At 73.2% G+C, this 26,795-nt stretch carries 19 protein-coding genes; 8 read left to right on the top strand and 11 right to left on the bottom strand.

Going from position 1 to position 26,795, the window contains the following annotated elements; translation table 11 throughout:
* The first annotated feature begins 43 nt into the window (after positions 1 to 43).
* Together dxs and NP777_RS34390 are read left to right on the top strand one after the other, a co-directional pair.
* Complete coding sequence (gene dxs, locus NP777_RS34395; RefSeq protein WP_256654102.1) at positions 44 to 2,005, top strand: 1-deoxy-D-xylulose-5-phosphate synthase; 1,962 nt, start codon at positions 44 to 46, stop codon at positions 2,003 to 2,005.
* Positions 2,006 to 2,180: 175 nt separating this feature from the next.
* Positions 2,181 to 3,707 carry an amino acid permease gene (locus NP777_RS34390; protein ID WP_391858635.1) on the top strand — a complete coding sequence of 509 codons (1,527 nt, stop codon included), beginning with the start codon at positions 2,181 to 2,183 and terminating at the stop codon, positions 3,705 to 3,707.
* A 455-nt stretch (positions 3,708 to 4,162) separates the two neighbouring features.
* On the opposite strand, the gene NP777_RS34385 is transcribed toward NP777_RS34390, so the two are convergent.
* The gene (locus NP777_RS34385) at positions 4,163 to 4,570 is read right to left on the bottom strand and encodes an NTP pyrophosphohydrolase (RefSeq protein ID WP_256654100.1); all 408 of its coding nucleotides are present in this window, start codon (positions 4,568 to 4,570) and stop codon (positions 4,163 to 4,165) included.
* A gap of 70 nt (positions 4,571 to 4,640) precedes the next feature.
* Between NP777_RS34385 and NP777_RS34380 the strand changes: the two genes are divergently transcribed.
* On the top strand, positions 4,641 to 5,696 hold the full coding sequence (locus NP777_RS34380; protein ID WP_256654099.1) for a hypothetical protein: 1,056 nt from the start codon (positions 4,641 to 4,643) through the stop codon (positions 5,694 to 5,696).
* Positions 5,697 to 6,251: 555 nt separating this feature from the next.
* Here NP777_RS34380 and NP777_RS34375 read toward each other — a convergent pair.
* The 5 genes from NP777_RS34375 to NP777_RS34355 all read right to left on the bottom strand — a co-directional run bounded on the left by NP777_RS34375 (position 6,252) and on the right by NP777_RS34355 (position 12,765).
* The gene (locus tag NP777_RS34375) at positions 6,252 to 8,390 is read right to left on the bottom strand and encodes a 3-hydroxyacyl-CoA dehydrogenase NAD-binding domain-containing protein (RefSeq protein ID WP_256654098.1); all 2,139 of its coding nucleotides are present in this window, start codon (positions 8,388 to 8,390) and stop codon (positions 6,252 to 6,254) included.
* Positions 8,387 to 9,604, bottom strand: a complete 1,218-nt coding sequence (locus NP777_RS34370) for a thiolase family protein (RefSeq protein WP_256654097.1) — start codon at positions 9,602 to 9,604, stop codon at positions 8,387 to 8,389. The genes NP777_RS34375 and NP777_RS34370 overlap by 4 nt, the downstream gene beginning before the upstream one ends.
* A gap of 168 nt (positions 9,605 to 9,772) precedes the next feature.
* Entirely contained in the window at positions 9,773 to 11,050 is a 1,278-nt protein-coding gene (locus tag NP777_RS34365) for a ribonuclease D (RefSeq protein WP_256654096.1), read from the bottom strand.
* Positions 11,051 to 11,164: 114 nt separating this feature from the next.
* Positions 11,165 to 11,824 (bottom strand): response regulator transcription factor, encoded by a 660-nt coding sequence (locus NP777_RS34360; RefSeq protein WP_014175686.1) that lies wholly within the window; start codon positions 11,822 to 11,824, stop codon positions 11,165 to 11,167.
* A gap of 209 nt (positions 11,825 to 12,033) precedes the next feature.
* The gene (locus tag NP777_RS34355) at positions 12,034 to 12,765 is read right to left on the bottom strand and encodes a DUF3000 domain-containing protein (RefSeq protein ID WP_256654095.1); all 732 of its coding nucleotides are present in this window, start codon (positions 12,763 to 12,765) and stop codon (positions 12,034 to 12,036) included.
* 91 nt (positions 12,766 to 12,856) lie between these two features.
* On the opposite strand from NP777_RS34355, the gene hemE reads away from it, so the two are divergent.
* Positions 12,857 to 13,963 (top strand): uroporphyrinogen decarboxylase, encoded by a 1,107-nt coding sequence (hemE, locus tag NP777_RS34350; protein WP_256654094.1) that lies wholly within the window; start codon positions 12,857 to 12,859, stop codon positions 13,961 to 13,963.
* A 43-nt stretch (positions 13,964 to 14,006) separates the two neighbouring features.
* The gene (locus NP777_RS34345) at positions 14,007 to 15,542 is read left to right on the top strand and encodes a hypothetical protein (RefSeq protein ID WP_256654093.1); all 1,536 of its coding nucleotides are present in this window, start codon (positions 14,007 to 14,009) and stop codon (positions 15,540 to 15,542) included.
* Positions 15,543 to 15,852: 310 nt separating this feature from the next.
* Here the strand turns inward: NP777_RS34345 and NP777_RS34340 are convergent, their stop codons facing one another.
* The 4 genes from NP777_RS34340 to NP777_RS34325 all read right to left on the bottom strand — a co-directional run bounded on the left by NP777_RS34340 (position 15,853) and on the right by NP777_RS34325 (position 20,855).
* The gene (locus tag NP777_RS34340; protein WP_256654092.1) at positions 15,853 to 17,244 is read right to left on the bottom strand and encodes an FAD-dependent oxidoreductase; all 1,392 of its coding nucleotides are present in this window, start codon (positions 17,242 to 17,244) and stop codon (positions 15,853 to 15,855) included.
* A gap of 42 nt (positions 17,245 to 17,286) precedes the next feature.
* Positions 17,287 to 18,738 (bottom strand): MFS transporter, encoded by a 1,452-nt coding sequence (locus tag NP777_RS34335; protein ID WP_256654091.1) that lies wholly within the window; start codon positions 18,736 to 18,738, stop codon positions 17,287 to 17,289.
* A 99-nt stretch (positions 18,739 to 18,837) separates the two neighbouring features.
* A complete protein-coding gene (locus NP777_RS34330) occupies positions 18,838 to 19,677 on the bottom strand; it encodes an IclR family transcriptional regulator (RefSeq protein WP_256654090.1) in 840 nt (279 codons plus the stop codon).
* Entirely contained in the window at positions 19,674 to 20,855 is a 1,182-nt protein-coding gene (locus NP777_RS34325; protein ID WP_256654089.1) for a 4-hydroxybenzoate 3-monooxygenase, read from the bottom strand. Before NP777_RS34325 ends, NP777_RS34330 begins: the two co-directional genes overlap by 4 nt.
* Positions 20,856 to 21,012: 157 nt before the next feature.
* Between NP777_RS34325 and NP777_RS34320 the strand changes: the two genes are divergently transcribed.
* Genes NP777_RS34320 through hemQ form a run of 3 tightly spaced genes read left to right on the top strand, consistent with a single transcriptional unit; the run spans position 21,013 to position 25,173 of the window.
* Positions 21,013 to 22,938, top strand: a complete 1,926-nt coding sequence (locus NP777_RS34320; protein WP_449343557.1) for an IclR family transcriptional regulator domain-containing protein — start codon at positions 21,013 to 21,015, stop codon at positions 22,936 to 22,938.
* Positions 22,935 to 24,452, top strand: a complete 1,518-nt coding sequence (hemG, locus tag NP777_RS34315; RefSeq protein WP_256654088.1) for a protoporphyrinogen oxidase — start codon at positions 22,935 to 22,937, stop codon at positions 24,450 to 24,452. Before NP777_RS34320 ends, hemG begins: the two co-directional genes overlap by 4 nt.
* A 4-nt stretch (positions 24,453 to 24,456) precedes the next feature.
* The gene (gene hemQ, locus NP777_RS34310) at positions 24,457 to 25,173 is read left to right on the top strand and encodes a hydrogen peroxide-dependent heme synthase (RefSeq protein ID WP_198281541.1); all 717 of its coding nucleotides are present in this window, start codon (positions 24,457 to 24,459) and stop codon (positions 25,171 to 25,173) included.
* Positions 25,174 to 25,198: 25 nt separating this feature from the next.
* Here hemQ and NP777_RS34305 read toward each other — a convergent pair.
* A partial coding sequence (locus NP777_RS34305) for an alpha/beta hydrolase (RefSeq protein ID WP_256654087.1) occupies positions 25,199 to 26,795 on the bottom strand: 1,597 nt, incomplete at its 5' end.

The raw sequence follows: 26,795 nt of genomic DNA, 5'->3' as shown, positions 1-26,795 counted from the left end.
GGACGGCAAGCTCCATGGAGACGCTCGAAGCAAGGAGGCACGGGTGCTGCTGACCCGCATCACGGGACCGCGCGATCTGGACCGGCTCACTCCGGAGGAGCTGGACCAGCTGGCTGCGGAGATCCGCTCCTTCCTCGTCGACGCCGTCTCCAAGACCGGTGGCCATCTCGGCCCCAATCTCGGCGTGGTGGAGCTGACCATCGCCCTGCACCGGGTCTTCGACTCGCCCCGGGACAAGGTGCTGCTGGACACCGGCCACCAGTCCTACGTCCACAAGCTGCTCACCGGCCGCCAGGACTTCTCCAAGCTCAAGAGCAAGGGCGGTTTGTCCGGTTATCCCTCGCGCGCCGAGTCCGAGCACGACGTCATCGAGAACAGCCACGCCTCGACCGTCCTCGGCTGGGCCGAGGGCCTCGCCAAGGCCAATGAGCTGCTCGGCAAGCAGGACCACGTGGTCGCCGTGATCGGCGACGGGGCGCTCACCGGCGGTATGGCCTGGGAGGCGCTCAACAACATCGCCGCCGCCAAGAACCGCCCGCTGGTCATCGTCGTCAACGACAACGAGCGCTCCTACGGCCCGACCATCGGCGGCCTGGCCAACCACCTCGCCACTCTGCGCACCACCGACGGCTACGAGCGCTTCCTGGCCCGCGGCAAGGACCTGCTGGAGCGCACCCCGGTCGTCGGCAGGCCGCTGTACGAGACGCTGCACGGGGCCAAGAAGGGGCTGAAGGACTTCATCACCCCGCAGGGCATGTTCGAGGACCTGGGGCTGAAGTACGTCGGTCCGATCGACGGCCATGACCTCGAGGCGCTGGAGTCGGCGCTGCAGCGGGCGAAGCGTTTCGGCGGCCCGGTCATCGTGCACTGCCTCACCGAGAAGGGCCGCGGCTACCAGCCCGCCCTCCAGGACGAGGCGGACCGCTTCCACGCCGTCGGCAAGATCCACCCGGACACCGGGCTGCCGATCTCGGCCTCCGGCGCCGACTGGACCTCGGTCTTCGGCGAGGAGATGGTCAAGCTCGGCGAGGAGCGTGAGGACATCGTCGCGATCACCGCGGCCATGCTGCACCCGGTGGGGCTCACCGAGTTCGCCAAGCGCTTCCCGGACCGGGTCTACGACGTGGGCATCGCCGAGCAGCACGCGGCCGTCTCGGCGGCCGGCCTGGCCACCGGCGGCGTCCACCCGGTCTTCGCGGTCTACGCCACCTTCCTCAACCGCGCCTTCGACCAGGTCCTGATGGATGTGGCGCTGCACAAGTGCGGCGTCACCTTCGTCCTGGACCGCGCGGGTATCACCGGCACCGACGGGGCCTCCCACAACGGCATGTGGGACATGTCGCTTCTCCAGGTCGTCCCCGGTCTGCGGATCGCCGCCCCGCGCGACGCCGACCAGGTCCGCGCCCAACTGCGCGAGGCCGTGGCGGTGGAGGACGCGCCGACCGTGGTGCGCTACTCCAAGGGCGCGGTGGGCCCGGCGGTCGCGGCCGTCGGCCGGATCGGCGGCATGGACGTACTGCGGGAGCCCGCGGCGGCCGACCGTGAGCGGCCCGATGTGCTGCTGGTCTCGGTGGGCGCGCTGGCCCCGATGTGCCTGGAGGTCGCCGACCTTCTCGACAAACAGGGCATTTCCGCCACGGTGGTCGACCCCCGCTGGGTCAAGCCGGTCGACGAGGAGCTGCCGGCCCTCGCCGAGCGGCACCGCGTCGTCGTCACCGTCGAGGACAACAGCCGGGTCGGCGGTGTGGGCTCCGCCATCGCCCAGGCGCTGCGCGACTCGGGCGTCGACATGCCGGTGCGCGACTTCGGCATCCCGCCCCGCTTCCTCGACCATGCCTCCCGTAAGGAGGTCATGGCGGAGATCGGGCTGACCGCGCCGGACATCGCACGGCAGGTCACCGGGCTGGTCTCCAGGATCGGCGGCCGTTACGGACACGAGTCCGCGGACGCGGGCTCCCAGGGCGCCGATGTGACCCGGCCGACGGCCGAGCCGGTGCGCGACTGACCCACCGTCCCCTTCCACCCGGGCCGGCCGGAGCGCCTCCTGCTCCGACCGGCCCAGTGTGCGTGGCGCCGCCCGCCCCCATCGGGTGAATCGGGGGCGGTCCTGAGCGTGCATACCCCGCCGCCGATCGGTAACCAGAAGCATGAGCCGCACGGCGGGCGTGGAGGTGGCACCGGTGAGCGGATCGGAACCAGGCGGAGGCATCGGAGGCAGAGTCCGGCCGCGCTACCTGCGGACGAAGAGCATCGAGCAGTCCATCCGGGACACCGAGGAGCCCGACCACACCCTCACCAGGTCCCTGTCCGCCCTGGACCTCACGGTCTTCGGCGTCGGCGTCATCATCGGCACCGGCATCTTCGTGCTCACCGGCGCGGTCGCCAAGCAGCAGGCGGGGCCCGCCACCGCGCTCTCCTTCGTGGCCGCCGGTATCGCCTGCGCCCTCGCCGCGCTGTGCTACGCCGAGTTCGCCTCGACGGTTCCGGTCGCGGGGTCCGCGTACACCTTCTCCTACGCCTCGCTCGGCGAGCTGCCCGCCTGGATCATCGGCTGGGACCTGGTGCTGGAGTTCGCGCTGGCCTGTGCCGTGGTCTCGGTGGGCTGGTCGGGGTACATCCGCGCGCTGCTGGACAACGCCGGATGGCGGCTGCCCGACGCCCTGGCCGGGCCCGATGTCGGACACGGCTTCTCCTTCGACCTGCTGGCCTTCCTGCTCGTCCTGATGATCACCGCGATCCTGGTCTTCGGCATGAAGCTGTCCGCGCGGGTCACCTCCGTGGTGGTCGCGATCAAGGTGGCCGTGGTGCTGCTCGTCATCATCGCGGGCGCCTTCTTCATCCACGCGGAGAACTACCACCCCTTCATCCCCGAGGCCCGGGGCTCGGTCTCCGGCTCGGGGCTGAAGGCGCCGCTGATCCAGCTGATGTTCGGTTACCAACCGACGACCTTCGGCGTCGAGGGCATCTTCACCGGCGCCGCCGTGGTCTTCTTCGCCTTCATCGGCTTCGACATCGTGGCGACCGCGGCCGAGGAGACCCGGAATCCACAGCGGGACATGCCCCGCGGCATCCTGGGCTCGCTGCTCATCTGCACGGTGCTGTACGTCGCGGTGTCCATCGTGGTCACCGGCATGCAGAAGTACACCAAGCTGTCGGTGGACGCCCCGCTCGCCGACGCCTTCAAGGCGACCGGCCATCCGTTCTACGCGGGCCTCATCAGCTTCGGCGCCGCCGTCGGGCTCACCACCGTGTCCATGATCCTGCTCCTCGGCCAGAGCCGGGTGTTCTTCGCGATGAGCCGGGACGGGCTGCTGCCCAGGGTCTTCTCCCGGGTGCATCCGCGCTTCGGCACGCCCTACCGCTCGACGATCGTGCTGGGCGTGGTCATCGCGGTGGTCGCCGGGTTCACCTCCATCTCCGAGCTGGCGGCCCTGGTGAACATCGGCACGCTCTTCGCCTTCGTCGTGGTCGCGCTGGGCGTCATCATCCTCCGCCGCACCCGTCCCGACCTGCCCCGCGCCTTCCGCACCCCCTGGGTGCCGGTGCTGCCGATCCTGTCGGTGGCCGCGTCGCTGTGGCTGATGCTCAATCTGCCCGCGGAGACCTGGGTGCGGTTCGGGGCGTGGATGGTCATCGGCCTCCTCGTGTACTTCTTCTACGGGCGCCGCCACAGCCGGGTGAGCGAGGCGGGGACGCGTACGGGGTAGCGGCCCGCGGGGCGTGCGGCGGATCACGCGGCGGAGCCGCATGTCGTTGCTTTCCCCTCCCCGCCCCTTCCCGCTACCAGGGGCTCCGCCCCTGGACCCCGGGCGCGAGGAGCGGCCCCTCGCCGCTCCGGTGTTCCGACCGCACGGGCCTCCGCGCGCGGGCGCGGTGGACGATCGGGCGGATGACCGCGTATATCCGGGTCGGCCGGCGGGGGTCCGGGGCGGAGGGCCGGTGTTGCTTCGTCCCCGGATCCCGGGGGCGAGGAGCCGACCGTCGTCGCGATCAGCTCACCGGCCGGGGGCTGGGGCGGAGCCCCGGTTGTGGGAAGGGGCGGGGAGGGGAACGGCCCGCCGCGGGCGGCACGGTCCGTCGGACACCTCCTGGGCCCTGGCGGGGCCCAGGGCCTGTCTGGGGTTGTGATCTGGCGAGCCCAGATCACAACCCCAGACAGGCCCTAGGACGAGCCGCTCGGGCGGACCGACCGGGGGCCCGTCGTCTCCGCGCCCAGCGCCGTGACCCGCGCCCGTAGCCCCTGGTCCGCCGTCACCACCAGGCAGGGGCGGCCCTCCTCACGGGCCGCCACCACGGCCACGATGTGGTCGTCGCCACTGCCCGGCGCGCTCTCCACCCGTACGCCCGCCACCGGCTCGACGCCCCGCGCCGCGCCCTCGACCACCATCACGATGTCCACCGGAGGGCCGGTGGCCCAGCCGGGCACGCCCGGACGGTCGGGGAGCCCGGCCCCGGCGAGGAGGGCCAGCCGGTCGCGGAGCCGCTCGGCGGCGCCGCGCCGGTCACGCCACCAGCCATCCGGAACCGACCCGACCACATTGGCGGCGTCCACGACCACAACCCCATCCATAGTCCACGCAAATTACTATGGACATCGTTCGATCAGGTGGCAGGGCTCGGGGAAGGGTTGGCGGCGGGCCATGGCGTTGCGGTTGCTCCGCGGCAAGGACGGCAGGCTCACGGCCTACGCACCGGTGACGGGCGGTGTCGCCCGCTGGACCGAGGACCGCCCCGGAGGGGCGGAGTGGTCGGGGCCGTGGTTGATCGAGGTGTCCGGCCGACTGGCCGGGCTGACCGTCGTTCAGAGTCCCGAGGGCTATGCCCATCTGGTGGGGCTTCGGCACCGGCCGGGCGGCGCCGGGGAACCGGCGCGCGTGGATATCGTCCACGCCACCCAGTTCCAGTCCGGCCGCCCGCTGACGGCCTGGCATTCGCTGGGCACCCCGCATCCGAAGGATGCCCGCAAGGCCGAGCGGACCGGCCCGCCGGCCGCGGCCGTGGACTCCTCCGGAGCCCTCCGCGTCTTCGTGCGCAACGCCGGGGGCGGAGTGAGCGCGCGGCGGCAGGACCCCAAGGGCACCTGGGAGCGGTGGACCGACTGGAAGGGCGCGCACGTCCTGGGCGGCATGTCGGCGGCCGCGACCGCCGACGGCCGTCTCGAACTGCTCGCACCGGCCGGGAAGGGCGCCGCGCTGCGCTGGTACCAGCCCAAGCCCGGCGCCGCCCCCAAGCGGGGCGAGGACGTCCCCGCCGACGCCCGACCGGATTCGGCGTCCATGGTGGAGAGCAGCCCCGGCACCCTCACCCACTACTGGCGCGACGCCGGCAGCGGTGAGGTCATGGCCTGGCGGCCGGACGCCCCGGCCCCCGCGCCGCTGGGCGGGGCCACGGGCACCGGCCCGGTCGCCGCGGTGCGCGCCATGGTGGACGGTCACGACTGCACCGTCCTGGCCCACCAGGACAGCGCGGCCGGCGGGCTGGCCGTCGCCGCCCACCCCTGCGAGGACGAGGCGGCGGGGGTGTGGTGGACGCCCTCGGGCGAACAGGGCGCCCACACCCCGGCGCTGGCGCTGGACGGTCAGGGCCGGGTGGTGCTGGCCGCGCTGGCGCTGGACGGAAAGCTCCTGGTGGCCCGTCAGAAGACGGACGAGCGCGGGCTGGCACTCCGGGCCTGGACCCGCGTGGGAGGCGGCTGAGCGGCGCTGTAGCCCCGCCGAGAGCCCGTTTGGCGCGGTGGCTTGGGTGGCTGAGAGCCGGTTCGGGTGTGGTGGCCCGGGTGGTTGAGTGGCGCTGTAGCCTCGCTGAGAGCCCGTTTGGCGCGGTGGCCGGGGTGGCTGAGTGGCGTCGTAGCGCGGCTGAGAGGCCGTTGGGCGCGGTGGCCCGGGTGGCTGAGCGGCGCCCCAGCCCCGCTGAGAGCCCGTTTGGCGCGGTGGCCCGGATGGTTGAGTGGCGCCGTAGCGCGGCTGAGAGCCGGTTCGGCGCGGTGGCCCGGCGTCCGGGAAGGTGCCGCCGGTCCGTTTCCCGCCCCGGGCGTGACCAGACCCCCGGGCGTGACCCGACCCGGATACGCGTGGCGGGTGCTCGCCGCCGGGCGGGGGTCCGGCCGTGGCGGGTGGCGCGGGCGGACCGCCCTTCGCCGGGGCGCGGGGGCGGCGGCGCCGGTGGGCGAGCCCCGGAACGCCCAAGGAACGCCCAAGTGCCGGACGGGCCTTCGCCCGCCCGGCACCCGGGTATGCCACGCGCCGCCGACGCTACGCGGGAACGCTCGCCACGCCCTGCGCCAGGAACGTCTTCCCGTTCACCCGCTCCGAGACGCCCTCGCGGTCCAGGTACGGCGTGATGCCGCCCAGGTGGAAGGGCCAGCCCGCGCCGGTGATCAGGCACAGGTCGATGTCCTGCGCCTCGGCGACGACGCCCTCCTCGAGCATCAGCCCGATCTCCTGCGCGACCGCGTCCAGCACCCGGGCGCGCACCTGCTCCTCGGTGAGGACGGTGTCGCCCTGCTGGAGCAGCGCGGCGACCTCCGGGTCCAGCTCCGGCTTGGCTGAATCGCCGTCGGCATAGACGTAGAAGCCCCGCTTGCCCGCCTCGACCACGCGCTTGAGGTTCTCGGAGACCGTGAAGCGGTCCGGGAACGCGCCGTGCAGCGTCTCGGAGACGTGCAGACCGATCGCCGGGCCGACCAGTTCCAGCAGCACCAGCGGGGACATCGGCAGGCCCAGCGGCTCGATGGCGCGCTCGGCGACGTCCACCGGGGTGCCCTCGTCGATCACGTTCTGGATCTCGCCCATGAAGCGGGTCAGGATCCGGTTGACCACGAACGCCGGGGCGTCCTTGACCAGGACGGCGGTCTTCTTCAGCTTCTTGGCCACGCCGAAGGCCGTGGCCAGCGACGCGTCATCGGTCTTCGCACCGCGGACGATCTCCAGCAGCGGCAGGATCGCGACCGGGTTGAAGAAGTGGAAGCCCACGACCCGTTCGGGGTGCTTGAGCTGGGCGGCCATCTCGGAGACCGACAGCGAGGAGGTGTTGGTGGCGAGGATGGCGTGCTCCGGCACGACCGCCTCGACCTCGGCGAACACCTGCTGCTTGACGCCCATCTCCTCGAAGACGGCCTCGATGACGAAGTCGGCGTCGGAGAACGCGGCGGCCTTGTCCAGCGAACCGGTCACCGCGGCCTTGAGGCGGTTGGCCTTGTCCTGGTTGATCCGGCCCTTGAGCAGCAGCTTGTCGATCTCGCCGTGGACATAGCCCACGCCCTTGTCGATCCGCTCCTGGTCGATGTCGGTCAGTACGACCGGCACCTCGAGACGCCGCGCGAACAGCAGCGCCAGCTGGGAGGCCATCAGGCCCGCGCCCACGACCCCCACTTTGGAGACCGGGCGCGCCAGCGACTTGTCCGGGGCGCCGGCCGGGCGCTTGCCGCGCTTCTGCACCAGGTTGAAGGCGTAGATGCCGCTGCGCAGCTCGCTGCCCATGATGAGGTCGGCGAGCGCCTTCTCCTCGGCCTCGTAGCCCCGGGCGAGGTCGCCGTTGCGCGCGGCGTCGATGATCTCCAGCGCGCGGTAGGCGGCCGGGGCCGCCCCGTGCACCTTGCCGTCGGCGATGGCGCGGCCGCGCACCACGGCCTCGTGCCAGGCGTCGCCGCGGTCGATCTCGGGCCGTACGACCTCGATCTCGCCCTTGAGGACGGCGGCGGTCCAGATCAGCGACTGCTCCAGGAAGTCCGCGCCCTCGAAGATCGCGTCCGCGATCCCGAGCTCGTAGACCTGCTCGCCCTTGAGCTGCTTGTTCTGGTTGAGCGAGTTCTCGATGATGACCGAGACCGCGCGGTCGGCGCCGATCAGGTTCGGCAGCAGGGTGCAGCCGCCCCAGCCGGGCACCAGGCCGAGGAACACCTCGGGCAGCGAGAAGGCGGGCAGCGCCGCGGAGACGGTGCGGTAGGCGCAGTGCAGCCCGACCTCGACCCCGCCGCCCATCGCCGCGCCGTTGTAGTACGCGAAGGTGGGGACGGCGAGCGAGGACAGCCGCTTGAAGACGTCATGGCCGCCCTTGCCGATGGCCAGCGCGTCCTCGTGGCGCTTGAGCAGCTCCACGCCCTTGAGGTCGGCGCCGACGGCGAAGATGAAGGGCTTGCCGGTGATGCCGACACCGGTGATCTCGCCGTCCGCGGCCTCCTTCTCGACCTGGTCGAGCGCCGCGTTGAGGTTGGCGAGCGAGGCCGGGCCGAAGGTGGTGGGCTTGGTGTGGTCCAGGCCGTTGTCCAGCGTGATGAGCGCGAAGCGGCCCGCGTCCTGGGGGAGGTCGAGGTGGCGGACGTGCGCCTGCGTCACGACCTCGCCCGGGAAGAGCTCTGCCGCTCCCTTGAGAAGCTCTGCGGTGTTGGTCACTTGTTCCCCTCGAAGTGCGGGTTCTCCCAGATCACGGTGCCACCCATGCCGAAGCCGACGCACATCGTCGTGATGCCGTAGCGGACCTCGGGGCGCTCCTCGAACTGCCGTGCCAGCTGCGTCATCAGCCGGACACCGGAGGAGGCCAGCGGATGGCCGAAGGCGATCGCGCCGCCGTACTGGTTGACGCGCTCGTCGTCGTCCGCGATGCCGTAGTGGTCCAGGAACGACAGGACCTGGACGGCGAACGCCTCGTTGATCTCGAACAGGCCGATGTCCTCGATGGACAGACCGGCCTTCGCCAGGGCCTTCTCGGTGGCCGGGACCGGGCCGTAGCCCATCACCTCGGGCTCGACGCCCGCGAAGGCGAACGAGACCAGGCGCATCTTGACCGGCAGGCCCAGCTCCCGGGCGAAGTCCTCGGCGGCGATCAGCGAGGCGGTGGCGCCGTCGTTGAGCCCCGCGGAGTTACCGGCCGTGATCCGGCCGTGCGGGCGGAACGGGGTCTTCAGCGTGGCCAGGCCCTCCAGCGTGGTGCCCGGGCGCATCGGCTCGTCGGCGGTGGCCAGGCCCCAGCCCAGCTCCCCGCCCTCCGGGGAGGTGCGGCGCACCGAGATCGGCACCAGGTCCTGCTGGATCTTGCCGTTGGCGTACGCCTTGGCGGCCTTCTCCTGGCTGCGCACCGCGAACTCGTCGGCGCGCTGCTTGGAGATGTGCGGCAGCCGGTCGTGCAGGTTCTCCGCCGTCATGCCCATGAACAGGGCCGACTCGTCGACCAGCTTCTCCGAGACGAAGCGCGGGTTGGGGTCGACGGATTCGCCCATGGGGTGGCGGCCCATGTGCTCGACACCGCCCGCGACCACGGCGTCGTAGGCGCCGAAGGAGATGGAACCCGCGGTGGTGGTCACGGCCGTCATCGCGCCGGCACACATCCGGTCGATGGCGTAGCCGGGGACCGACTGGGGCAGCCCGGCCAGGATGCCCGCGGTGCGGCCGATGGTCAGGCCCTGGTCGCCGATCTGCGTCGTCGCGGCGATGGCCACCTCGTCGATGCGCTCCGGCGGCAGATCCGGGTTGCGGCGCAGCAGCTCCCGGATGCACTTGACGACCAGGTCGTCGGCGCGGGTCTCGTGGTAGATGCCCTTCGGGCCCGCCTTGCCGAATGGGGTCCGGACGCCGTCGACGAAGACGACGTCCCTAGCGGTACGAGGCACGTTGGCTCTCCTCCAGGTGCGGGATGGCACTGCTGCGGGCACGCCGGGGGCGCGCCGTCACACCCTCATGCTACTTATGAGTAACCAAGCTGCCCAGTCCCCACCACCGGAGGGTTGAAGGTCACAGCCGCGGGCCGGCGGCGGGGCCGCCGGTCCACGCGCGTCACATCACGCCGGGGGCGTCAGCAAGGCGGCCGTCAGCACCGGGGTCACCTGGTCGATCTGCCAGGGGCGGGCGCCATGACCTGCGAGAACGGACGCGATCGCATCCGTGGTCGGCTCGGCGGGCGGCTCCCAGCACAGCCGCCGGACGGTGTCCGGGGCGATCAGGTTCTCCTGCGGAAGATTCAGCTGTTCGGCCAGTTGGGTGACGGCCGCACGCGCCGCGGAGAGCCGCGCCGCGGCCGCCGGGTCCTTGTCGGCCCACGCCCGCGGCGGGGGCGGACCGGCCACCGGCTGGCCCGGCTGGGGCAGATCCGCCTCCGGCAGCGCCCGCGCCCGGTCCACCGCGGCCTGCCACTGCTCCAGCTGGCGCCGGTTCATCCGGTGGCCGAAACCGTTCAGCGCGGACAGCGCCCGGACGTCTCCCGGCAGGGCCAGCGCGGCCTCGACGATGGCCGCGTCGCCCAGCACCTTGCCCGGTGAGACATCGCGGCGCTGGGCGATCCGGTCCCGGGCCGTCCACAGCTCGCGCACCACGGCCATCTGCCGGCGCCGCCGGACCTTGTGCATCCCCGACGTCCGCCGCCAGGGGTCCTTGCGCGGCGGGGCGGGCGGGGCCGCGGCGATGGCCGCGAACTCCTGGTGCGCCCACTCCAGCTTTTCCTGCCGCTCCAGCTCGTCCTCCAGCGCGTTGCGCAGGTCCACCAGCAGCTCGACGTCGAGCGCGGCGTAGTGCAGCCAGGGCTCGGGCAGCGGGCGGGTGGACCAGTCCACCGCGGAGTGGCCCTTCTCCAGGGCGTAGCCGAGGATGTTCTCGACCATGGCGCCGAGCCCCACCCGGGCGAATCCGGCCAGCCGGCCCGCGAGTTCGGTGTCGAAGATCCGGGCCGGGACCATGCCTATGTCCCGCAGACAGGGCAAATCCTGGGTCGCGGCGTGCAGGACCCATTCGGCGTCGGCGATCGCGGCGCCCAGACCCGAGAGGTCGGGGCAGCCGACGGGGTCGATCAGTGCGGTCCCCGCTCCGGCCCGGCGCAGCTGGACCAGATAGGCCCGCTGCCCGTAGCGGTAGCCGGAGGCGCGCTCGGCATCGACGGCCACCGGGCCGTGGCCCGCGGCGAAGGTCGCGATGACCTCGGCCAGCGTCTCCGCGTCGGCGGTGACGGGCGGAATGCCCTCGCGCGGTTCCAGCAAGGGGACCGGCGCCGGGGGGAGGTCGTCCGGAGGAGCGCCCCCGGTGGTTCGCAGTGTCGTCTCTGCTGCGGTCTCTTGGGCGTCGGTCACCTGTCAAGGGTAGCTGTGTGCGGGGAGTAAGCAGGGCGCCCGTCGACGGAACGTTCCGTCGACGGGCGCGGGGGGTGGTGGGCGGCGGCGTGGTGGCCGGGTGGGCGGTACGGCTCAGTGGATGATTCCGGTCCGCAGTGCGACCGCGACCATTCCCGCCCGGTCCCCGGTGCCCAGCTTGCGGGCGATCCGGGCGAGGTGACTCTTGACGGTGAGCGCGGACAGGCCCATCGAGACGCCGATGGCCTTGTTGGACTGGCCCTCCGCAACCAGCCTCAGCACCTCGACCTCGCGGCCCGACAGCTCCCGGTAACCGCCCGGGTGGCCGGGGGCGCCCGGCGGGCGGCGGTGCATCCGGGCGGCGGCGCCGAGCGGGGCGGCGCCGGGGCGGCCCGGGATGCCGAGGTTGGTGCGGGTGCCGGTGACGACATAGCCCTTGACGCCGCCGGCCAGTGCGTTCCGTACGGCGCCGATGTCATCGGCGGCGGACAGGGCCAGCCCGTTGGGCCAGCCCGCGGCGCGGGTCTCGGACAGCAGCGTGAGGCCGGAGCCGTCGGGGAGATGGACATCGGCCACGCAGATGTCGCGTGGATTCCCGATGCGGGGACGGGCCTCGGCGATGGACGACGCCTCGATGACGTCGCGCACCCCGAGGGCCCAGAGATGGCGGGTGACGGTGGAACGAACGCGGGGGTCGGCGACGACCACCATGGCCGTCGGCTTGTTGGGGCGGTAGGCGACCAGGCTGGACGGTTGCTCGAGGAGAACAGACACCAGGTCCTCCTGGGGAAGTGGTGGGACGGGTCACCACGTCCTTCGGCACCGATACGGCCGGGCTTTAGAGAATGATCACGATTTGGTGAGTAACAATTCGGGCAATTAGGACGACTGATCGATCGGGGTCGATCTTTTTCGGGACATCCGGAAGCTCGGTATCTTTTCCATACCTCCCGACCTCCCGAACATCCCGAAACATCCGGAGCTCAGCGCGCCTGGGGGCCCCTCCGCTGCGGCAGCGAGACGACCCCGGCTTCCGCGGTGCCCGCCGGAGGCAGGCCCGCGATCTGGCACAGGAGGTCGCACCACGCGGCCAGGTGTCCCGCGGTGTCCGGCACGCCCAGCCGTTCCGCGGCCCCCTCTTCCGCCGGCTCCGGGCGGCGTGGGCCGGGGTGGGCCGATTCCGGGGGTGGGTGGTCGGACGGGGTCCAGGACGCGCGGATCTCGATCCGGGTGGACGGCTCCCGGTCGCCCATCGCGCCGAAGTAGTGCGAGCTCGCCCGGGTGACCGTGCCGCTGGGCTCCCCGTAGGGCAGACCGCGTGCCTCCAGCGCGCCGGTGAGCCAGGACCAGCACACCTCGGGCAGCAGCGGATCCGCCGCGATCTCCGGCTCCAGGTCCGCGTGGACCAGCGTGACCAGGCGGAAGGTGCCGCGCCAGGAGTCGTGCCCGGCCGGGTCGTGCAGCAGGATCAGCCGCCCCTCGGCCAGTTCCTCGTCATCGCCCGCCGCGCCGGTGACCACCGCCTCCAGCGCGTACGAGTAGGGTGCGAGCCGACGTGGGGGTGGGGTCGGGTCGAGCTCCACCTCGGGCCGCACCCGCACACCGCGCAGCGCGGCGACGGCATGCCGGAACGCGGGAGGGGTGTCCTCACCGCCCGCGTCCGTGCCGTCAGGGCCGTCAGCACCGTTCGAGAGGTGTCCTTGAACCGCTGCCATGCCCGGAAGACTAGGCGCACTGAGGGCCCTAACCGGGGAGGAACACCCGGGTTGGCGGGTCACTCGTTCGGCCCGTGCGAAAATCTGGGGCATGAGCACCAACGAGCGGCCCTCGGGCCAGCAGCAGACCGACCGTGCCGCAGCCAGTGCCACAGCCGATTCGGCCTTTCTGCGGGCCTGCCGCCGGGAGCCGGTGCCGCATACGCCCGTGTGGTTCATGCGGCAGGCGGGGCGCTCGCTTCCGGAGTACCGCAAGTTGCGCGAGGGCACCGCGATGCTGGAGTCCTGCATGCGGCCCGATCTGGTCACCGAGATCACGCTGCAGCCGGTGCGCCGCCACCGGGTGGACGCCGCCGTCTACTACAGCGACATCGTCGTACCGCTCATGGCCATCGGCATCGACCTCGACATCAAGCCCGGTGTCGGGCCGGTCATCGAGCGGCCGATCCGCACCCGCGCCGATCTGGAGCGGCTGCGTCCGCTCGATCCGGACGATGTGAAGTACGTCACCGAGGCCATCGGGGCGCTCGTCGGCGAGCTCGGCGCGACCCCGCTCATCGGCTTCGCGGGCGCCCCCTTCACGCTCGCCAGCTATCTGGTGGAGGGCGGCCCCTCGCGCAACCACGAGCACACCAAGGCGCTCATGTACGGCGACCCGGCGCTCTGGGCCGCGCTGCTGGACCGGCTCGCCGACATCACCGCCGCCTTCCTGAAGGTGCAGATCGAGGCGGGCGCCTCGGCCGTCCAGCTCTTCGACTCCTGGGTGGGCGCCCTGGCCCCCGTCGACTACCGCCGCAGCGTGCTGCCCGCGTCCTCGAAGGTCTTCGCCGCCGTCGCCGGATACGGTGTGCCGCGCATCCACTTCGGCGTGGGCACCGGCGAGTTGCTCGGGCTGCTCGGCGAGGCGGGCGCGGACGTCGTCGGCGTCGACTGGCGGGTGCCGCTGGACGAGGCCGCCCGGCGGGTCGGCCCCGGCAAGGCGCTCCAGGGCAATCTCGACCCCGCGGTGCTCTTCGCCCCGCGTACCGCCGTCGAGGCCAAGGCGGACGAGGTGCTGGAGGCGGCCCGGGGTCTTGAGGGGCATATCTTCAACCTCGGCCACGGGGTGCTGCCCAGCACCGATCCGGACGCGCTCACCCGACTCGTCGAGTATGTGCACACGCAGAGCGCATCGCGCGCACCTTCTGTGAAGGTCTGAACCAAGCGGGAACCCGCGTGCCTCCCGTGGCGTCGTGAGGGGCATGACCGACATGCCCGCCACCGCGCTGTCAGACCCGCAGGAGTCGCCGGAGTGTGTCCACTTCGTCGACGACTGGCACGGCATCCTCCACGAGACCTACGGCGGCGACTCGGACCGGGTCGTGCTGGACTGTGCCGGGCGGCTGCTGGCCGATCCCGCGGGCGAGGAGGCGTACGGCTGGACGCTCGGGCTGGTCATGATGGCCGCGCACATCGGCCGGTTCTCCCGTAAGGACGTCGCGGCGGCGGCCCTGGAGGCGCTCCACGCCACCGACCGGCGGCTGCGCGAGGCCCCCTGCGCCCACCGGACGCATCCGTACGAGGGCGACCTGGACGACCGGATCGACCACTTCGTGGACGATCTGCCGCTGCTCACCAACGGGTTGACCGAGGAGCGGGACCCGGACTGGGAGGACGACGCCACCAAGGAGCAGTGGCTGTGCCCGCGCGACATCGCCGGGTACGCGCGGGTCGCCATCGACATCATCGCCCCCGGCAGCGTGGGCGGCATCCCGCCCCGGCTGCCGGTCCGCGACGCGCGCCGCGCCGAGGATCTGCGCTCGATCGTCTGGGACTACCCGAGCGCGGCCGTGGACCCCGCCCAGGAGCTGTCCGCCTACGCCAGGAACCTGGTCGCCAACCCCCTGGGCTACCACCGCGCCGGGCTCGTGGTCGTACTGCACGCCGCCTGCTGGTACGCGGCCAGCGGCCGGATCCGCGACCGGCGGGTCCTGGACACCATGGTGGACGCCCTGGAGGCGGTGCTGCCCGGCCTGGGCGGCGCCTCCTGCGCGCACGGCGAGGGCGAGCACCCCGAGGTCGGCCGGGACACCGCGGAGCAGGCCACCGTGGGCATCCATCTGCTCAGCCCCGGCGGCCGGGGCGTCTACCGCCACTGGCACCGCGAGGAGCTGGAGACGGCGCCGCTGGAGGCATGGCTGTGCCCCGCCTTCCTCGCCGCGATCGCCCGCGAGGCGCTGGACCATCTGCGCACCGGCCGTGAGCGGCTCTTCGGCCTCCGGGACACCGCCCACCTGGACGAGGCGCTGCTGCGCCCCGACGGCCGGCTCGACGTCGAGCGGCTCACCCACGCCGTGCGGTTCCGCTGCCGGGACGGGCAGGCCGCGGAGGACGCCGGGCTGTGGGCCGCGCGCCGGTTCGCGGCGGGCCCGGCCGATCCGCGTGAGCGGCTGGTGCTGCTGCTGGTGGCCTGCTGGTCGGTGGCCTCGGGCGAGGAGGCCCCGCCGGAGGCCGTCCACCGGGATCTGCGGGCGATCCTCGGCGCGGTGCGGACCGATCCGGCGGCCGGGGCCTGCCCGCACGGGGAGGGACACCCCTGGGAGGTGCTGGCCGAGCTGGCGGGCCGCCGGCACTTCGGCTTCCACGAGGACCCTTACGGCGCCCATCTCAACCATCTGTACGCGCCGGAGGAGTACGCCACGCCCGAGCCGCCCTTCGCCCTCGAGGCGTGGAGCTGCCCCCGCCATGTGGCAGAGCGGGTCGCGCTCGCCCTGCGGATCATCGACGGCGCGCACTGACCGGCGGCGGGGGGCTTGCCGCCTGCGGCGGGCTTCTCCCCTACCCCGCCCCTTCCCTCAACCGGGGCTCCGCCCCGGACCCCGCTCCTCAAGCGCCGGAGGGGCTGAAATCAGCCCGTCCGGCGTTTGAGGACACGCCCGAAGGGCGTCCGGGGTCCAGGGGACGGAGCCCCATGGTTCGGGAAGGGGCGGGTAGGGGAAAGCCCGCCGCAGGCGTCACGATCGGCCGGACACCCCCGGGGCGGGGAAGGCAGCCATTCGCGGCTCCAGCGTGGTCCGCCGGACACCCCGGAAAGAGCGCATGGCGCGCTCAGCGGCGCTCCGTCGCCCTTACGGTCGCCGCCGCCCTGCGCGCCGCTACCAGGACCGGGTCCCATACCGGTGAGAACGGCGGGGCGTAGCCCAGGTCCAGCGCCGTCATCTGCTCCACCGTCATTCCGGCGGTGAGCGCGACGGCCGCGACGTCGACCCGCTTGCCCGCGCCCTCACGGCCGACGATCTGCGTGCCGAGCAGCCGTCCCGTACGCCGCTCGGCGAGCATCTTCACCGTCATCGGCCGGGTCTCCGGGTAGTACCCGGCCCGGCTGGTCGCCTCGATCGTGACCGCCTCGAACTGCAGCCCCACGGCCGCCGCTTCGGCCTCCAGCAGCCCGGTGCGGGCGATCTCCAGATCGCAGACCTTGCTGACCGCCGTGCCGACGACACCGGGGAAGGTCGCGTAGTCGCCGCCCACATTGGAGCCGATGACCTGCCCGTGCTTGTTGGCGTGGGTGCCCAGCGGAATGTGCCGGGTGCGGCCGGACACCAGGTCGAGGACCTCGACACAGTCACCGCCCGCCCAGATGTTGTCGTAACCGCGCACCCGCATCGCCTGATCGGTCAGCAGCCCGCCGTACTCGCCCACCGGTAGCCCCGCCTCCTGCGCGAGCCCGGTCTCCGGGGCCACCCCGAGGCCCAGGATCACCAGGTCGGCGGGGTATTCGCTCATCTTGGTGGCCACCGCCCGCACCCGGCCGTCCTCGCCCGTGACCACCTCGGTGACCTCCGCGCCGGTCACGGTGTCGATCCCGAGCCCCGACATCGCGTCGCGCACCAGCCGTCCCATGTCGGGGTCGAGCGTGGACATCGGCTGCTCGCCGCGCTCCAGGACGGTCACCCGGGAGCCGCGCCGCATGAGCGCCTCGGCCATCTCCACCCCGATGTACCCGGCGCCGATCACCACCGCCCGCTCGACCGGGGTGGCCTCCAGGGACTCCAGCAGCGCCCGCCCGTCCTCCAGGGTCTGCACCCCGTGGACGCCGGGGGCGTCGATCCCGGGCATCCCGGGGCGGCGCGGCCGGGCGCCGGTCGCGATGACCAGGTCGTCGAAGCCGTACCACTGGTCGCCCTCGCCGCGCGGATCGAGGTCCCGCGCCAGGACCCGCTGCCCGGCGAGGTCGATCTCGACGACCTCGGTGTGGGTCCGTACGTCGATCCCACGGCCCCGGTGGGTCTCCGGCGTCCGGGCGACCAGCTCGTCGGGGCCGTTCACCACCCCGCCGACCCAGTACGGGATGCCGCAGGCCGAGTACGAGGTGAACTGGCCGCGCTCGAAGGCGAGGATGTCCAGCTCGCTCCGGCTCTTGAGCCTGCGCGCCCGCGACGCGGCGGACATGCCCGCCGCGTCGCCTCCGATGACCACCATGCGCCGTGCCGCCGTCATGTATGCCCCTCCGCCATTGATGTCCGGCTTTAGGGCACCAAGTTAAGCGCGCGAGGTCTGCTCCCGGATCAGCACGTAGAGCAGCGCGCTGACGAGCATCAGCCCGCCGTCGATGTAGACCGCGTTCGTCCAGCTGCCGTAGTGGTCGAAGAGGGTGCCGCTGAGCGCCGGGCTGACCACCGCGCCGATCTCCCCGACCAGGTTGAACAGCCCGAAGGCCGCGCCGCGTTCGGCCGCGTCGACCACATCGTTCAGCAGCGCGTGCGCCATCGGCTGGAGCGCGTTGAAGAACAGGCTGGAGACGAAGAGCAGAACGGACATCACCCAGAGGGAGGGCTTCTCATGGGTCTGCAGATACGCGGCGAACACCAGCACCAGCACCCCCTGGACCACGGTGAACGCGATCAGCAGCGGCCGCCGCCCCCACCCCCGGGCCTTCGCCCGGTCCGAGAGCCGGCCCCCGGCCGGGAAGCCGAGGATGCCCGCGCCCGCGTTGAAGGTGGCCACCAGCGCGGCGTTCTGGAACGAGCTGTGGGCGGCGTCCGCGACGATCGACACCGACCAGAAGCTGAAGAACCACAGATTCCACATGACCGCGATGAAGGCGAAGCTGAGCAGCAGCACATTGCGGTTCCGCGAGACCGCGCCCAGCCGGCCGCCGCGCCGGGCGAAGATCACCCCGATGAGCAGGAAGGCCAGCACGCACTCGAGGATGGCCACGCCCCAGCTGGGCATCCCCGCCCCGTCGGCGATCAGATAGACCGCCATGACCGCGGCGCACAGCACCGCCGAGATCCCCAGCAGCCGCAGCGTGGAACCGGTGGCCCTGAGCGGGCCGCCGATGCGGCGCATATAGATCGCCGTGGCCCAGCCGAACGCGAGCGTCGCGGCGCCCAGCACCAGGAACGGCATCCGCCAGGCGTCCTCCTCGCCGAACACCTCCCCGCCCCAGTCGATCAGGTACGGCGCGCTGATGGTCGCGATCGTCAGCCCGATGGACAGTCCGGTGATGGCGACGCCCATGCCCAGACCTGCCTTGGCGGGCGGGGTGCGCTGGGCGATCAGCGAGCGGTCGTTGGAGTAGAAGACGCCCTCGCCGAGCCCGGTCAGCACCCGTAGCACCACGAACGCGATCAGCCCGCTCATCAGCCCGCTGGCCAGCGTCGCGACCCCCGCCCACAGCAGCGAGACCGCGAGCATGGTGCGGTGCCCGAAGCGGTCGCCGAGATAGCCGCCGGGGAACTGGGTGAGCATGTAGCCCGCGAAGAAGAGGCTGCCGATCAGACCGCCGAGCGCGTGCGGATGGCTGGCGGAGCCGAGCATGCCGTGGTCGTGCTCGATCAGCCAGGTGACGACCGGGCCGGTGATGGTGCGGTCGGCGTACGAGAAGAGCCAGCCGCCCAGCAGCATGGCCCAGAGGGTGTGGTACGGCTGCCAGCCGCCGCGGGGCGCCTCCCGGCCCCGCGCGGTGGGCTCTGCGGTCACTTCGGGCATGTCTCCATGTCCCCTCTCGGGCCTGGGCGTGTCGGCTCGGTCGGTGCCACACAGAATGTGGCCGGACACCGGGCGCGGCAAGGCGCGTTCGCGGGTCTTTCACCGGCCGGAAGTCTCCGCGACGGGGTCTTGCCCCAGAGCGGCGGCGAGGGTACGGGAGATGCCGTGCGCGGCGACCCGTACGGCCGGGACCAGCCCCGGGGCCCGCCCCTCCGCGGCCGGCACCACCACCGACAGCGAGGCCACCACCTCCCCGCCGGGGCCGCGCACCGGGGCGGCGATGGACAGCCCGTCCATGGTGATCTGCCGGTCGCTGACCGCGATCCCGGTGCGCCGCACCTCGGCCAGGGCGGTCCGCAGCCGGTGCGGGTCCTGGATCGTCAGCTCGGTGTAGCGGCGCAGCGGGCGGGCGCACACCCGCTCGTACAGCCGTGGCGGCCCGTACGCGAGCAGCACCAGACCGACGCCGGTCGCGTGCAGCGGCCAGCGGCTGCCGACCCGGGTGCGCACCTGGACCGCCGAGTGACCCGAGATCAGCTCGACATAGACCACCTCAAGACCGTCCCGCACCGCGAGCTGGACGTTCTCGTGAGTGGCCTCGTACAGGTCCTCCATGAACGGCAGGGCCGCCTCGCGCACCCCGACCCCGCGCGGGGAGAGCGTCGCCACCTCCCACAGCCGCAGCCCGATGTGGTACGCCCCGGTGGCGTCCCGCTCCAGGGCGCCCCAGCGGGTGAGCGCGGCGACCAGCCGGTGCGCGGTGGCCAGCGGCAGCCCGGCGCGCCGGGCGAGGGCGGTGAGGGACAGCGAGCGGTGCGAGGCGTCGAACGCGTCGAGGACCGCCAGCATCCGGGCGGCGACCGAGCGGCCGCCGTCCCGGTCGCCGGTGGCGCGGGTGCCCGGTGGGCTGATGGGGATGAGGGGGCCGGACGCGGTCATGACAGCGGGAGGCCGACGTAGTTCTCGGCGAGCTCGGCGGAGGCGGTGGGGGAGGAGGCGATCCGCTCCAGCCGCGCGATCCGCTCCCGGTCCTCGAACGGGCTCTCGTCCGGGCGCCGGTGCAGCGTGTCCGTCATGAAGTACGAGAACCGCTCGGCCTGCCACACCCGGCGCAGACAGGTCCGCGAGTAGCCGTCCAGCAGCTCGGGCGAGCCGGTCCCCTGGTGCTGGATCAGCGCCCTGGCCAGCGTGATCACATCGGTGACGGCCAGATTGAGCCCCTTGGCGCCGGTGGGCGGCACGATGTGTGCCGCGTCGCCCGCCAGGAACAGCCGGCCGTGGCGCATCGGCTCCCGGACGAAGCTGCGCATCGGGGTGACGGAGGTGGCGGTGATCGGGCCGCGCTCCAGCGTCCAGTCCCCGTCGAGCGCGAAGCGGGCCGACAGCTCGTCCCAGATCCGCTCATGGGACCAGTCGTCGGGATCGGTGCCGTTGGGCACCTGGAGGTAGAGCCGGGAGACATGCGGTGAGCGCATGCTGTGCAGGGCGAAACCGCGCTGGTGGCGGGCGTAGATGAGCTCCTCGCAGGACGGCGCCACATCGGCCAGCACGCCGAGCCAGGAGTAGGGGTAGGCGTGCTCGAAGGCGCGCACCCGGTCGGCGGGGATCGTACGCCGGGCGATGCCGTGGAAGCCGTCGCAGCCCGCCACGTAGTCGCAGCTCAGGGTCTGTTCGCGGCCCTCGTGGCGGAAGCGGATCACGGGCGCGGCGGAGTCCGGCTTCTCGATGGCCAGCGCCTCGGCCTCGAACAGCAGCGGGGGACCGCCCGGCTCCTCCAGCTGGAGCGCGATCAGATCCTTGACGATCTCGGTCTGGGCGTAGACCGTCACCGACTTGCCGCCGGTGGCGGAGGGGAAGTCCACACGGTGGCCGCGGCCCTCGAAGCGCAGCTCGATGCCCTGGTGGGGCAGCCCCTCGCGGTCCAGCCGCCCGCCGGCGCCGCACTCCCGCAGCACATCCACGGTGCCCTGCTCCAGGATCCCGGCCCGCTGCCGCCGCTCGACATACGCCCGGTCCCGGCTCTCCAGCACCACGCAGTCGATCCCGGCGCGGTGCAGCAGCCGGGCGAGCAGCAGCCCGGCGGGCCCGCCGCCGATGATGCCGACGGTCGTGCGCATCACATCGTCCCCTTGCTGTGGTGGTCCATGGCGGCGTGGTGGTCCGTGCGGCCCGCTGTTTCCTCGGCCCCGCGGTCCGCTGTGTCTTCTATGTCTTCACCACTTGTTCGCTGAGTGAAACTTCGTTCATAATCGGCTGGTGATGAGTTTCAGCCCGGTGCCACCACCTGTCAATGGCCCCGTCGGGCCTCTCGAGCGCGGCCTCGCCGTGCTGCGCGAACTGACCCGGCTGGCCGCGCACGAGGGACGGACCACGGTCCGGCCCGGCGATCTCGTGCGCGGCACGGGGCTCGCCCGGTCCGTGGTCGACCGCGTCGTGGGCACGCTCGAGCAGCTCGGTTACGTGACGCTCGACGGCCGGGACATCGGCCTGGCGGTCCGGCTGATGGAACTCGGCAACGCGTATCTGGCCGCGAGCGGACTGCCCGCCGCGCTCGGCCCGTTCGCCGAGCGGCTCGCGGACGGGCTCGACGAGTCGGTCTCGGTCGCCGTCCCCGACGGCGGCGGGGTGCGCTTCGTCGTCCAGGTCACCCGCCGCCGCACCATGTCCCTCGCCTTCCGGATCGGCGATCTGCTCCCCGCCGAGCGCTGCTCGCCCGGCGCGCTCTTCGCCGCCGAGTGGTCCGGGGCCGACTGGGCCGCCTGGCGCGCCCGCCGCGCCGAGGACCCCCTGGACACCGCGTTCCCGGCCGTCCCGCCCCGCCACCGCCCCGCCTGTGGCGAGGACTTCGAGGCCCGCGTCAAGGAGGCCGCCCGGGACGGCTGGGCCGTCGACGACCAGCTGATCGAACCGGGCCTGGTGGCGGTGTCCGTTCCGGTACGGGACGCCTCGGGCCGCATCGTCTGCGCGGTCAACGTGGTCAGCCACACCAGCCGCCATGACGTGGACTCGCTGCGGGCGGCGGTGCTGGGGCCGCTGGGCGCGGAACTCCCGGCGATGGAGGCGGCTTTGACGGCGCGGCGGCCACGGCTCGCCGCCTTGGCTGGTTCCGCCGCTTCGGTCGCTTCCGCCGCTTCGATCGCGTCCGCCGCATCGGTCACGTCCGCCGCTTCGATCGCGTCCGCCGCATCGGTCGCCTCGGGTGCTTCGGTCGCCTCGGGTGCGGGGGCCGTGGGTGAGGATCCCGCGCGGATGGCCAAGCGGGAGCTGGGAGCGGGCTTTCTGCAGTCCCTCGCGCGCGGGCTGGCCGTACTGCGGGCCCTGGGCGGGGCGGCCCCCGGCGTGGCGGCCCCGGGCGGGGCACAGGGCTCGGGCCAGGGCGAGGCCCGCGCGGTGGAGGACGCGGCGCCCGGCGCCGCCGGGGCCCTGGCGCATGGCCTCGTCGGCGCGGGGCCGGGCGGCGGCCGGGGCGGGGGGATGACGCTCAGCGCCGTCGCGGAGGCCACCGGGCTGGCGCGGGCCACCGCCCGGCGCTCGCTGCTCACCCTGGTCGAGCTGGGGTACGCCGAGGCCGACGGCCGGGCCTTCCGGCCGCTGCCGCGCGTGCTGGAGCTCGGCTACGCCCCCCTCGCGGAGCGCGGCTTCACCGACATCGCCCAGCCGCATATGCGCGAACTGGTCCGTACCGTCCATGAGTCGGCGTCCCTGGCCGTCCTCGACGGCGGCGACATCCGCTATATCGCGCGCGTTCCCACCGTCCGCATCATGAGCGTCAACATCACCATCGGCACCCGCTTCCCCGCCTACGCGACCTCCATGGGCCGGGTGCTGCTCGCGGGTCTGGACGCCGACGCCCGCGCCGCCCACCTCGCCGGGGTGCGGCCGGAGCCGCTGACCCGGCACACCGTGACCGACGTGGCCGAGCTGGCGCGCGTCGTGGAGCGCGCGGCGGCGGAGGGGCACGCCCTGGTCGACCAGGAGCTGGAGGAGGGGCTGCGGTCGCTCGCCGTGCCGGTGCGGGACGCGCGCGGACGCGTGGTGGCCGGGCTCAACGTGGCGACCCACGCCGGTCGCGGCACCGCCGAGAGCGCCCGCGGCGAGCTACTCCCGGCGCTGCGCGCCACCGCGGCCCGTATCGAGGCCGACCTGGCAACGGCCTCGGCGCATCACGCCCTCGGGGCGGGTGAGAGAGTGGGGGCATGAGAGCGGCGAACACCCCGGGGGCGGGGCGCACCGGCCATGTCGTGGTCATCGGCGGCGGAATCGCGGGCCTCGCGGCGGCCCACCGGCTGCTGGACGGCGGGGCGCGGGTGACGGTCCTGGAGGCGTCGGGGCGGCTCGGCGGCAAGCTGCGCTCCGGCGAGATCGAGGGCGTACCGGTGGACCTGGGCGCCGAGTCGATGCTCGCCCGCCGCCCGGAGGCGGTCGAGCTGGCGCACGCCGTGGGCCTCGGCGACCGGCTGGGGCCGCCCGCGACCGCGACCGCCTCGCTCTGGACGCGCGGCGGGCTGCGCCCGATGCCCAAGGGCCATGTGATGGGCGTCCCCGGCGATCTGGAGCCGCTGGCCGCGTCCGGCGTGATCTCGGAGGAGGGGCTGGCCCGGATCGCCCGCGAGCGCGAGCTGCCGCCCACACCGGTGGGCGAGGACGTGGCGCTCGGCGGGTATCTGGCGGAGCGGCTCGGCCGCGAGGTCGTGGACCGGCTGGTCGAACCGCTGCTGGGCGGGGTGTACGCGGGCGATGTGTACCGCACCTCGATGCGCGCCTCGGTCCCCACCCTCTTCGAGGTGGCCCAGTCCGGCCGCCCGCTGACCGAGGGCGTCCGGGAACTGGCCGAGCGTTCCGCACGACGGCAGGACGGCCCCGTGTTCATGGGCATCGACGGCGGGATCGGGCGGCTGCCGCTCGCGGTCGCCGATGCCGTACGGGCCGCGGGCGGCGAGATCCGCACCGGGGCGCCCGTACGGGAGCTGCGGCGCACCGCCGACGGCTGGACCGTCGCGGTGGACGGCGCGGGCGGTACGGGCGGCGTGGACGGCATTGACGGTAAGGACGGCGTGGACGGTATGGACGGCCCGCGGGTGCTGGCGGCCGACGCCGTGGTGCTGGCGGTCCCCGCGCCCGCCGCCGCCCGGCTGCTGGCCGCCGGGGTCCCGGCCGCCTCCGCCGAGCTGGCCACCGTGGACTACGCCTCGATGGCACTGGTCACCATGGCCTTCCGGCGCACCGATATGGCCTCGCTCGCCGAGGGCAGCGGCTTCCTGGTGCCGCCGGTCGACGGCCGGACGATCAAGGCGGCGACCTTCTCCAGCCGCAAGTGGGGCTGGCTGCGCGACGCCGGTCCCGATCTCTTCGTGCTGCGTACCTCGATCGGGCGGTTTGACGACGAGGCGGATCTGAAGCGGGACGACGCCGATCTGGTAAGGGTGTCGCTCGCCGACCTCGGCGAGGCCGTCGGCCTGGCGGCGAAGCCCGTCGCGAGCCGGGTGGACCGCTGGGACGGCGGACTGCCCCAGTACCCGGTGGGCCATCTCGACCGGGTCGCCCGCATCCGCGCCGAGGTCGCCAAGGTGCCCGGGCTGGCGGTGTGCGGCGCGCTCTACGACGGAGTGGGCATCCCCGCGTGCGTCGGCAGCGCCCGTAAGGCGGCCGATGAGCTGCTCGGCGCCCTGACGGCCACCCTGCGGCCGGGCGCCGGAGCCGGAGAGCGAGAATAGGGCCATGACTGCTGCACCTGAGAAGACTCCCAACGCCGGTAAGAAGGCCAAGGACCTCAACGAGGTCATCCGCTACACCCTGTGGTCGGTGTTCCGGCTGCGCGATGTGCTGCCGGAGGACCGCACCGGCTACGCCGACGAGGTCGAGGAGCTCTTCTCCCAGCTCGCCGCCAAGGACGTCACCGTGCGCGGCACCTACGACGTGTCCGGGCTGCGCGCCGACGCCGACGTCATGATCTGGTGGCACTCGGAGACCTCCGACGCCCTCCAGGAGGCGTACAACCTGTTCCGCCGCACCCGGCTGGGGCGGCACCTCGAGCCGGTGTGGTCCAACATGGCCCTGCACCGCCCGGCCGAGTTCAACAAGTCCCACATCCCGGCGTTCCTCGCGGACGAGAACGCGCGCGAGTACGTGAGCGTGTACCCCTTCGTCCGCTCGTACGACTGGTACCTGCTGCCCGACGAGGACCGCCGCCGGATGCTCGCCGACCACGGCAAGATGGCCCGCGGCTACCCCGATGTGCGGGCCAACACGGTCGCGTCCTTCTCGCTCGGCGACTACGAGTGGATCCTGGCCTTCGAAGCCGACGAGCTGCACCGGATCGTGGACCTGATGCGCCATCTGCGCGGCTCCGAGGCGCGCCGCCACGTCCGCGAGGAGGTCCCGTTCTACACCGGGCGGCGCAAGGCGGTCTCCGAGCTGGTCGCCGGCTTGGCCTGACGGCCGCGGGCTTTGCCTGACGCCCTTACGGCGTGCCCGGGATCGCCGGCTGCTTGCCCGACTCGGGCAGCGGGGCCGGTTCCGGCAGCGGTGCGGGCTCCGGGCGCGGGGCGCAGAAGGCGGACCGGCCCGGGGTCTTCCCGGTCAGCAGATAGGTGTCCACATGGCGGTTGACGCAGTCGTTCGGACCGCCCCACAGACCATGGGTGCCCGCCTTCCGCTCGGTCACCAGCGAGGAGCCGGGCAGCCGGTGCCACAGCTCCTTCGCCCCCGCGTACGGCGTGGCCGCGTCCCGCTCCGCTGACAGCAGCAACACCGGCGGCAGTGCGACCCGGCCCGTCCTCCGGGGGCCCACCGCCTCCAGGTTCCCCACGTCGAGGGGGCGGCCGGGCTTCAGCGGCCAGAAGGCGCACGGCAGGTTCATCGCCACGTTGTCCCAGGTCTCGAAGGGCGCGCGGCGGGCGAGGGCGCTGTTGTCGCGGTCCCAGGTGGCCCAGGCGCGCGGCCAGGGCGCGTCGTTGCACTCCACGGCGGTGTAGACGGCGTTGCCGTTCTCGTCGTCGGCCGCCTCCGCCGGATCGGGCGCGGCCAGCTCGATCAGCGGCTCGGGGTCGCCGCGCAGATACGCGGCCAGCGCACGGGCGGCCGGGTCCCAGTAGGCGTCGTTGTAGCCAGTTCTCAGGAACGCGCTCTGGAGCTGGGCGGTGCCGACGACCCCGCCCGCCGGCTTGCGCGCCAGCCGCCGCCGTGCCGTGTCGTACGAGGCGAGCACCCGGTCCGCGGTGGCGCCCAGGTGGTAGACGGCGTGGTGCCGGGCGACCCAGCGGCGCCAGTCCCGCCAGCGCCGCTCGAAGGCCAGCGACTGATCGAGGTTGTCGCGGTACCAGATCCGTCCGGGGGCGGGGTTGACCACGCTGTCGAACACCATCCGGCGCACCCGCCCCGGGAAGAGCGTGGCGTACACGGCCCCGTAGTACGTGCCGTACGAGGCGCCCACGAAGGTGAGCCGCCGCTCGCCCAGCGCGGCGCGCAGCACCTCCAGGTCGCGGGCGTTGTTCAGCGTGGTGTAGTGCGCGAGCGCGCGGCCCGAGCGGCGCACACAGCCCCGCACGTAGGCGTGCGCCCGCGCCACCAGCCGCCGTTTGAAGGCGGCCGTGGGGTGCGGCGGGGAGCTGGTCGGCGCCTTGGCGTAGGCCGACGGCCGCTGGCAGGACAGCGGGGCGGAACGGCCCACACCCCGTGGGGCGTAGCCGACGAAGTCATAGGCGGCGGCCACCCGGCGGAAGGTGTCCTCGGCCGCGTACTCGGGGAACGCCATGCTGGAGGCGCCCGGTCCGCCGGGGTTGTAGACCAGCGCGCCCTGACGCCGCGCCTTCGGGCCGGTGGCCCGGATCCGGCTGACGGTGAGGGAGATGTGCTTGCCCCGGGGGTGGGCGTAGTCGAGCGGTACGGAGACCTTTCCGCAGGTGATGGGGGCGGCCAGCGCCTCGGCGCGGGGGCAGTGGCGGAAGGTGATACCGCGCTGCGCCGCGCGCCGGGCGGCGAACGCCACCCCGCGGGCCGCGGCCGCGTCGCCGGGCGGGGCGGCGGCCGGGGCGGCCGAGGCGGGTTGGCCGGACCAC

The organism is Streptomyces rugosispiralis, assembly GCF_024505145.1.
Classification (GTDB): Bacteria; Actinomycetota; Actinomycetes; order Streptomycetales; family Streptomycetaceae; genus Streptomyces; species Streptomyces rugosispiralis.
Note: the sequence above shows the minus strand (reverse complement) of the source record. Positions and strands in the feature narration are given on the sequence as shown.

What these genes read in the sequence shown, in the direction of transcription:
- hemE (WP_256654094.1), top strand. Translation starts at nt 12,857, where the DNA reads ATGAGCACCAACGAGCGGCCCTCGGGCCAGCAGCAGACCGACCGTGCC.
- NP777_RS34325 (WP_256654089.1), bottom strand. Translation starts at nt 20,855, where the DNA reads ATGCGCACGACCGTCGGCATCATCGGCGGCGGGCCCGCCGGGCTGCTG.
- NP777_RS34380 (WP_256654099.1), top strand. Translation starts at nt 4,641, where the DNA reads ATGGCGTTGCGGTTGCTCCGCGGCAAGGACGGCAGGCTCACGGCCTAC.
- NP777_RS34345 (WP_256654093.1), top strand. Translation starts at nt 14,007, where the DNA reads ATGACCGACATGCCCGCCACCGCGCTGTCAGACCCGCAGGAGTCGCCG.
- NP777_RS34355 (WP_256654095.1), bottom strand. Translation starts at nt 12,765, where the DNA reads ATGGCAGCGGTTCAAGGACACCTCTCGAACGGTGCTGACGGCCCTGAC.
- NP777_RS34340 (WP_256654092.1), bottom strand. Translation starts at nt 17,244, where the DNA reads ATGACGGCGGCACGGCGCATGGTGGTCATCGGAGGCGACGCGGCGGGC.
- NP777_RS34385 (WP_256654100.1), bottom strand. Translation starts at nt 4,570, where the DNA reads ATGGATGGGGTTGTGGTCGTGGACGCCGCCAATGTGGTCGGGTCGGTT.
- hemQ (WP_198281541.1), top strand. Translation starts at nt 24,457, where the DNA reads ATGACTGCTGCACCTGAGAAGACTCCCAACGCCGGTAAGAAGGCCAAG.
- NP777_RS34330 (WP_256654090.1), bottom strand. Translation starts at nt 19,677, where the DNA reads ATGACCGCGTCCGGCCCCCTCATCCCCATCAGCCCACCGGGCACCCGC.
- hemG (WP_256654088.1), top strand. Translation starts at nt 22,935, where the DNA reads ATGAGAGCGGCGAACACCCCGGGGGCGGGGCGCACCGGCCATGTCGTG.
- NP777_RS34335 (WP_256654091.1), bottom strand. Translation starts at nt 18,738, where the DNA reads ATGCCCGAAGTGACCGCAGAGCCCACCGCGCGGGGCCGGGAGGCGCCC.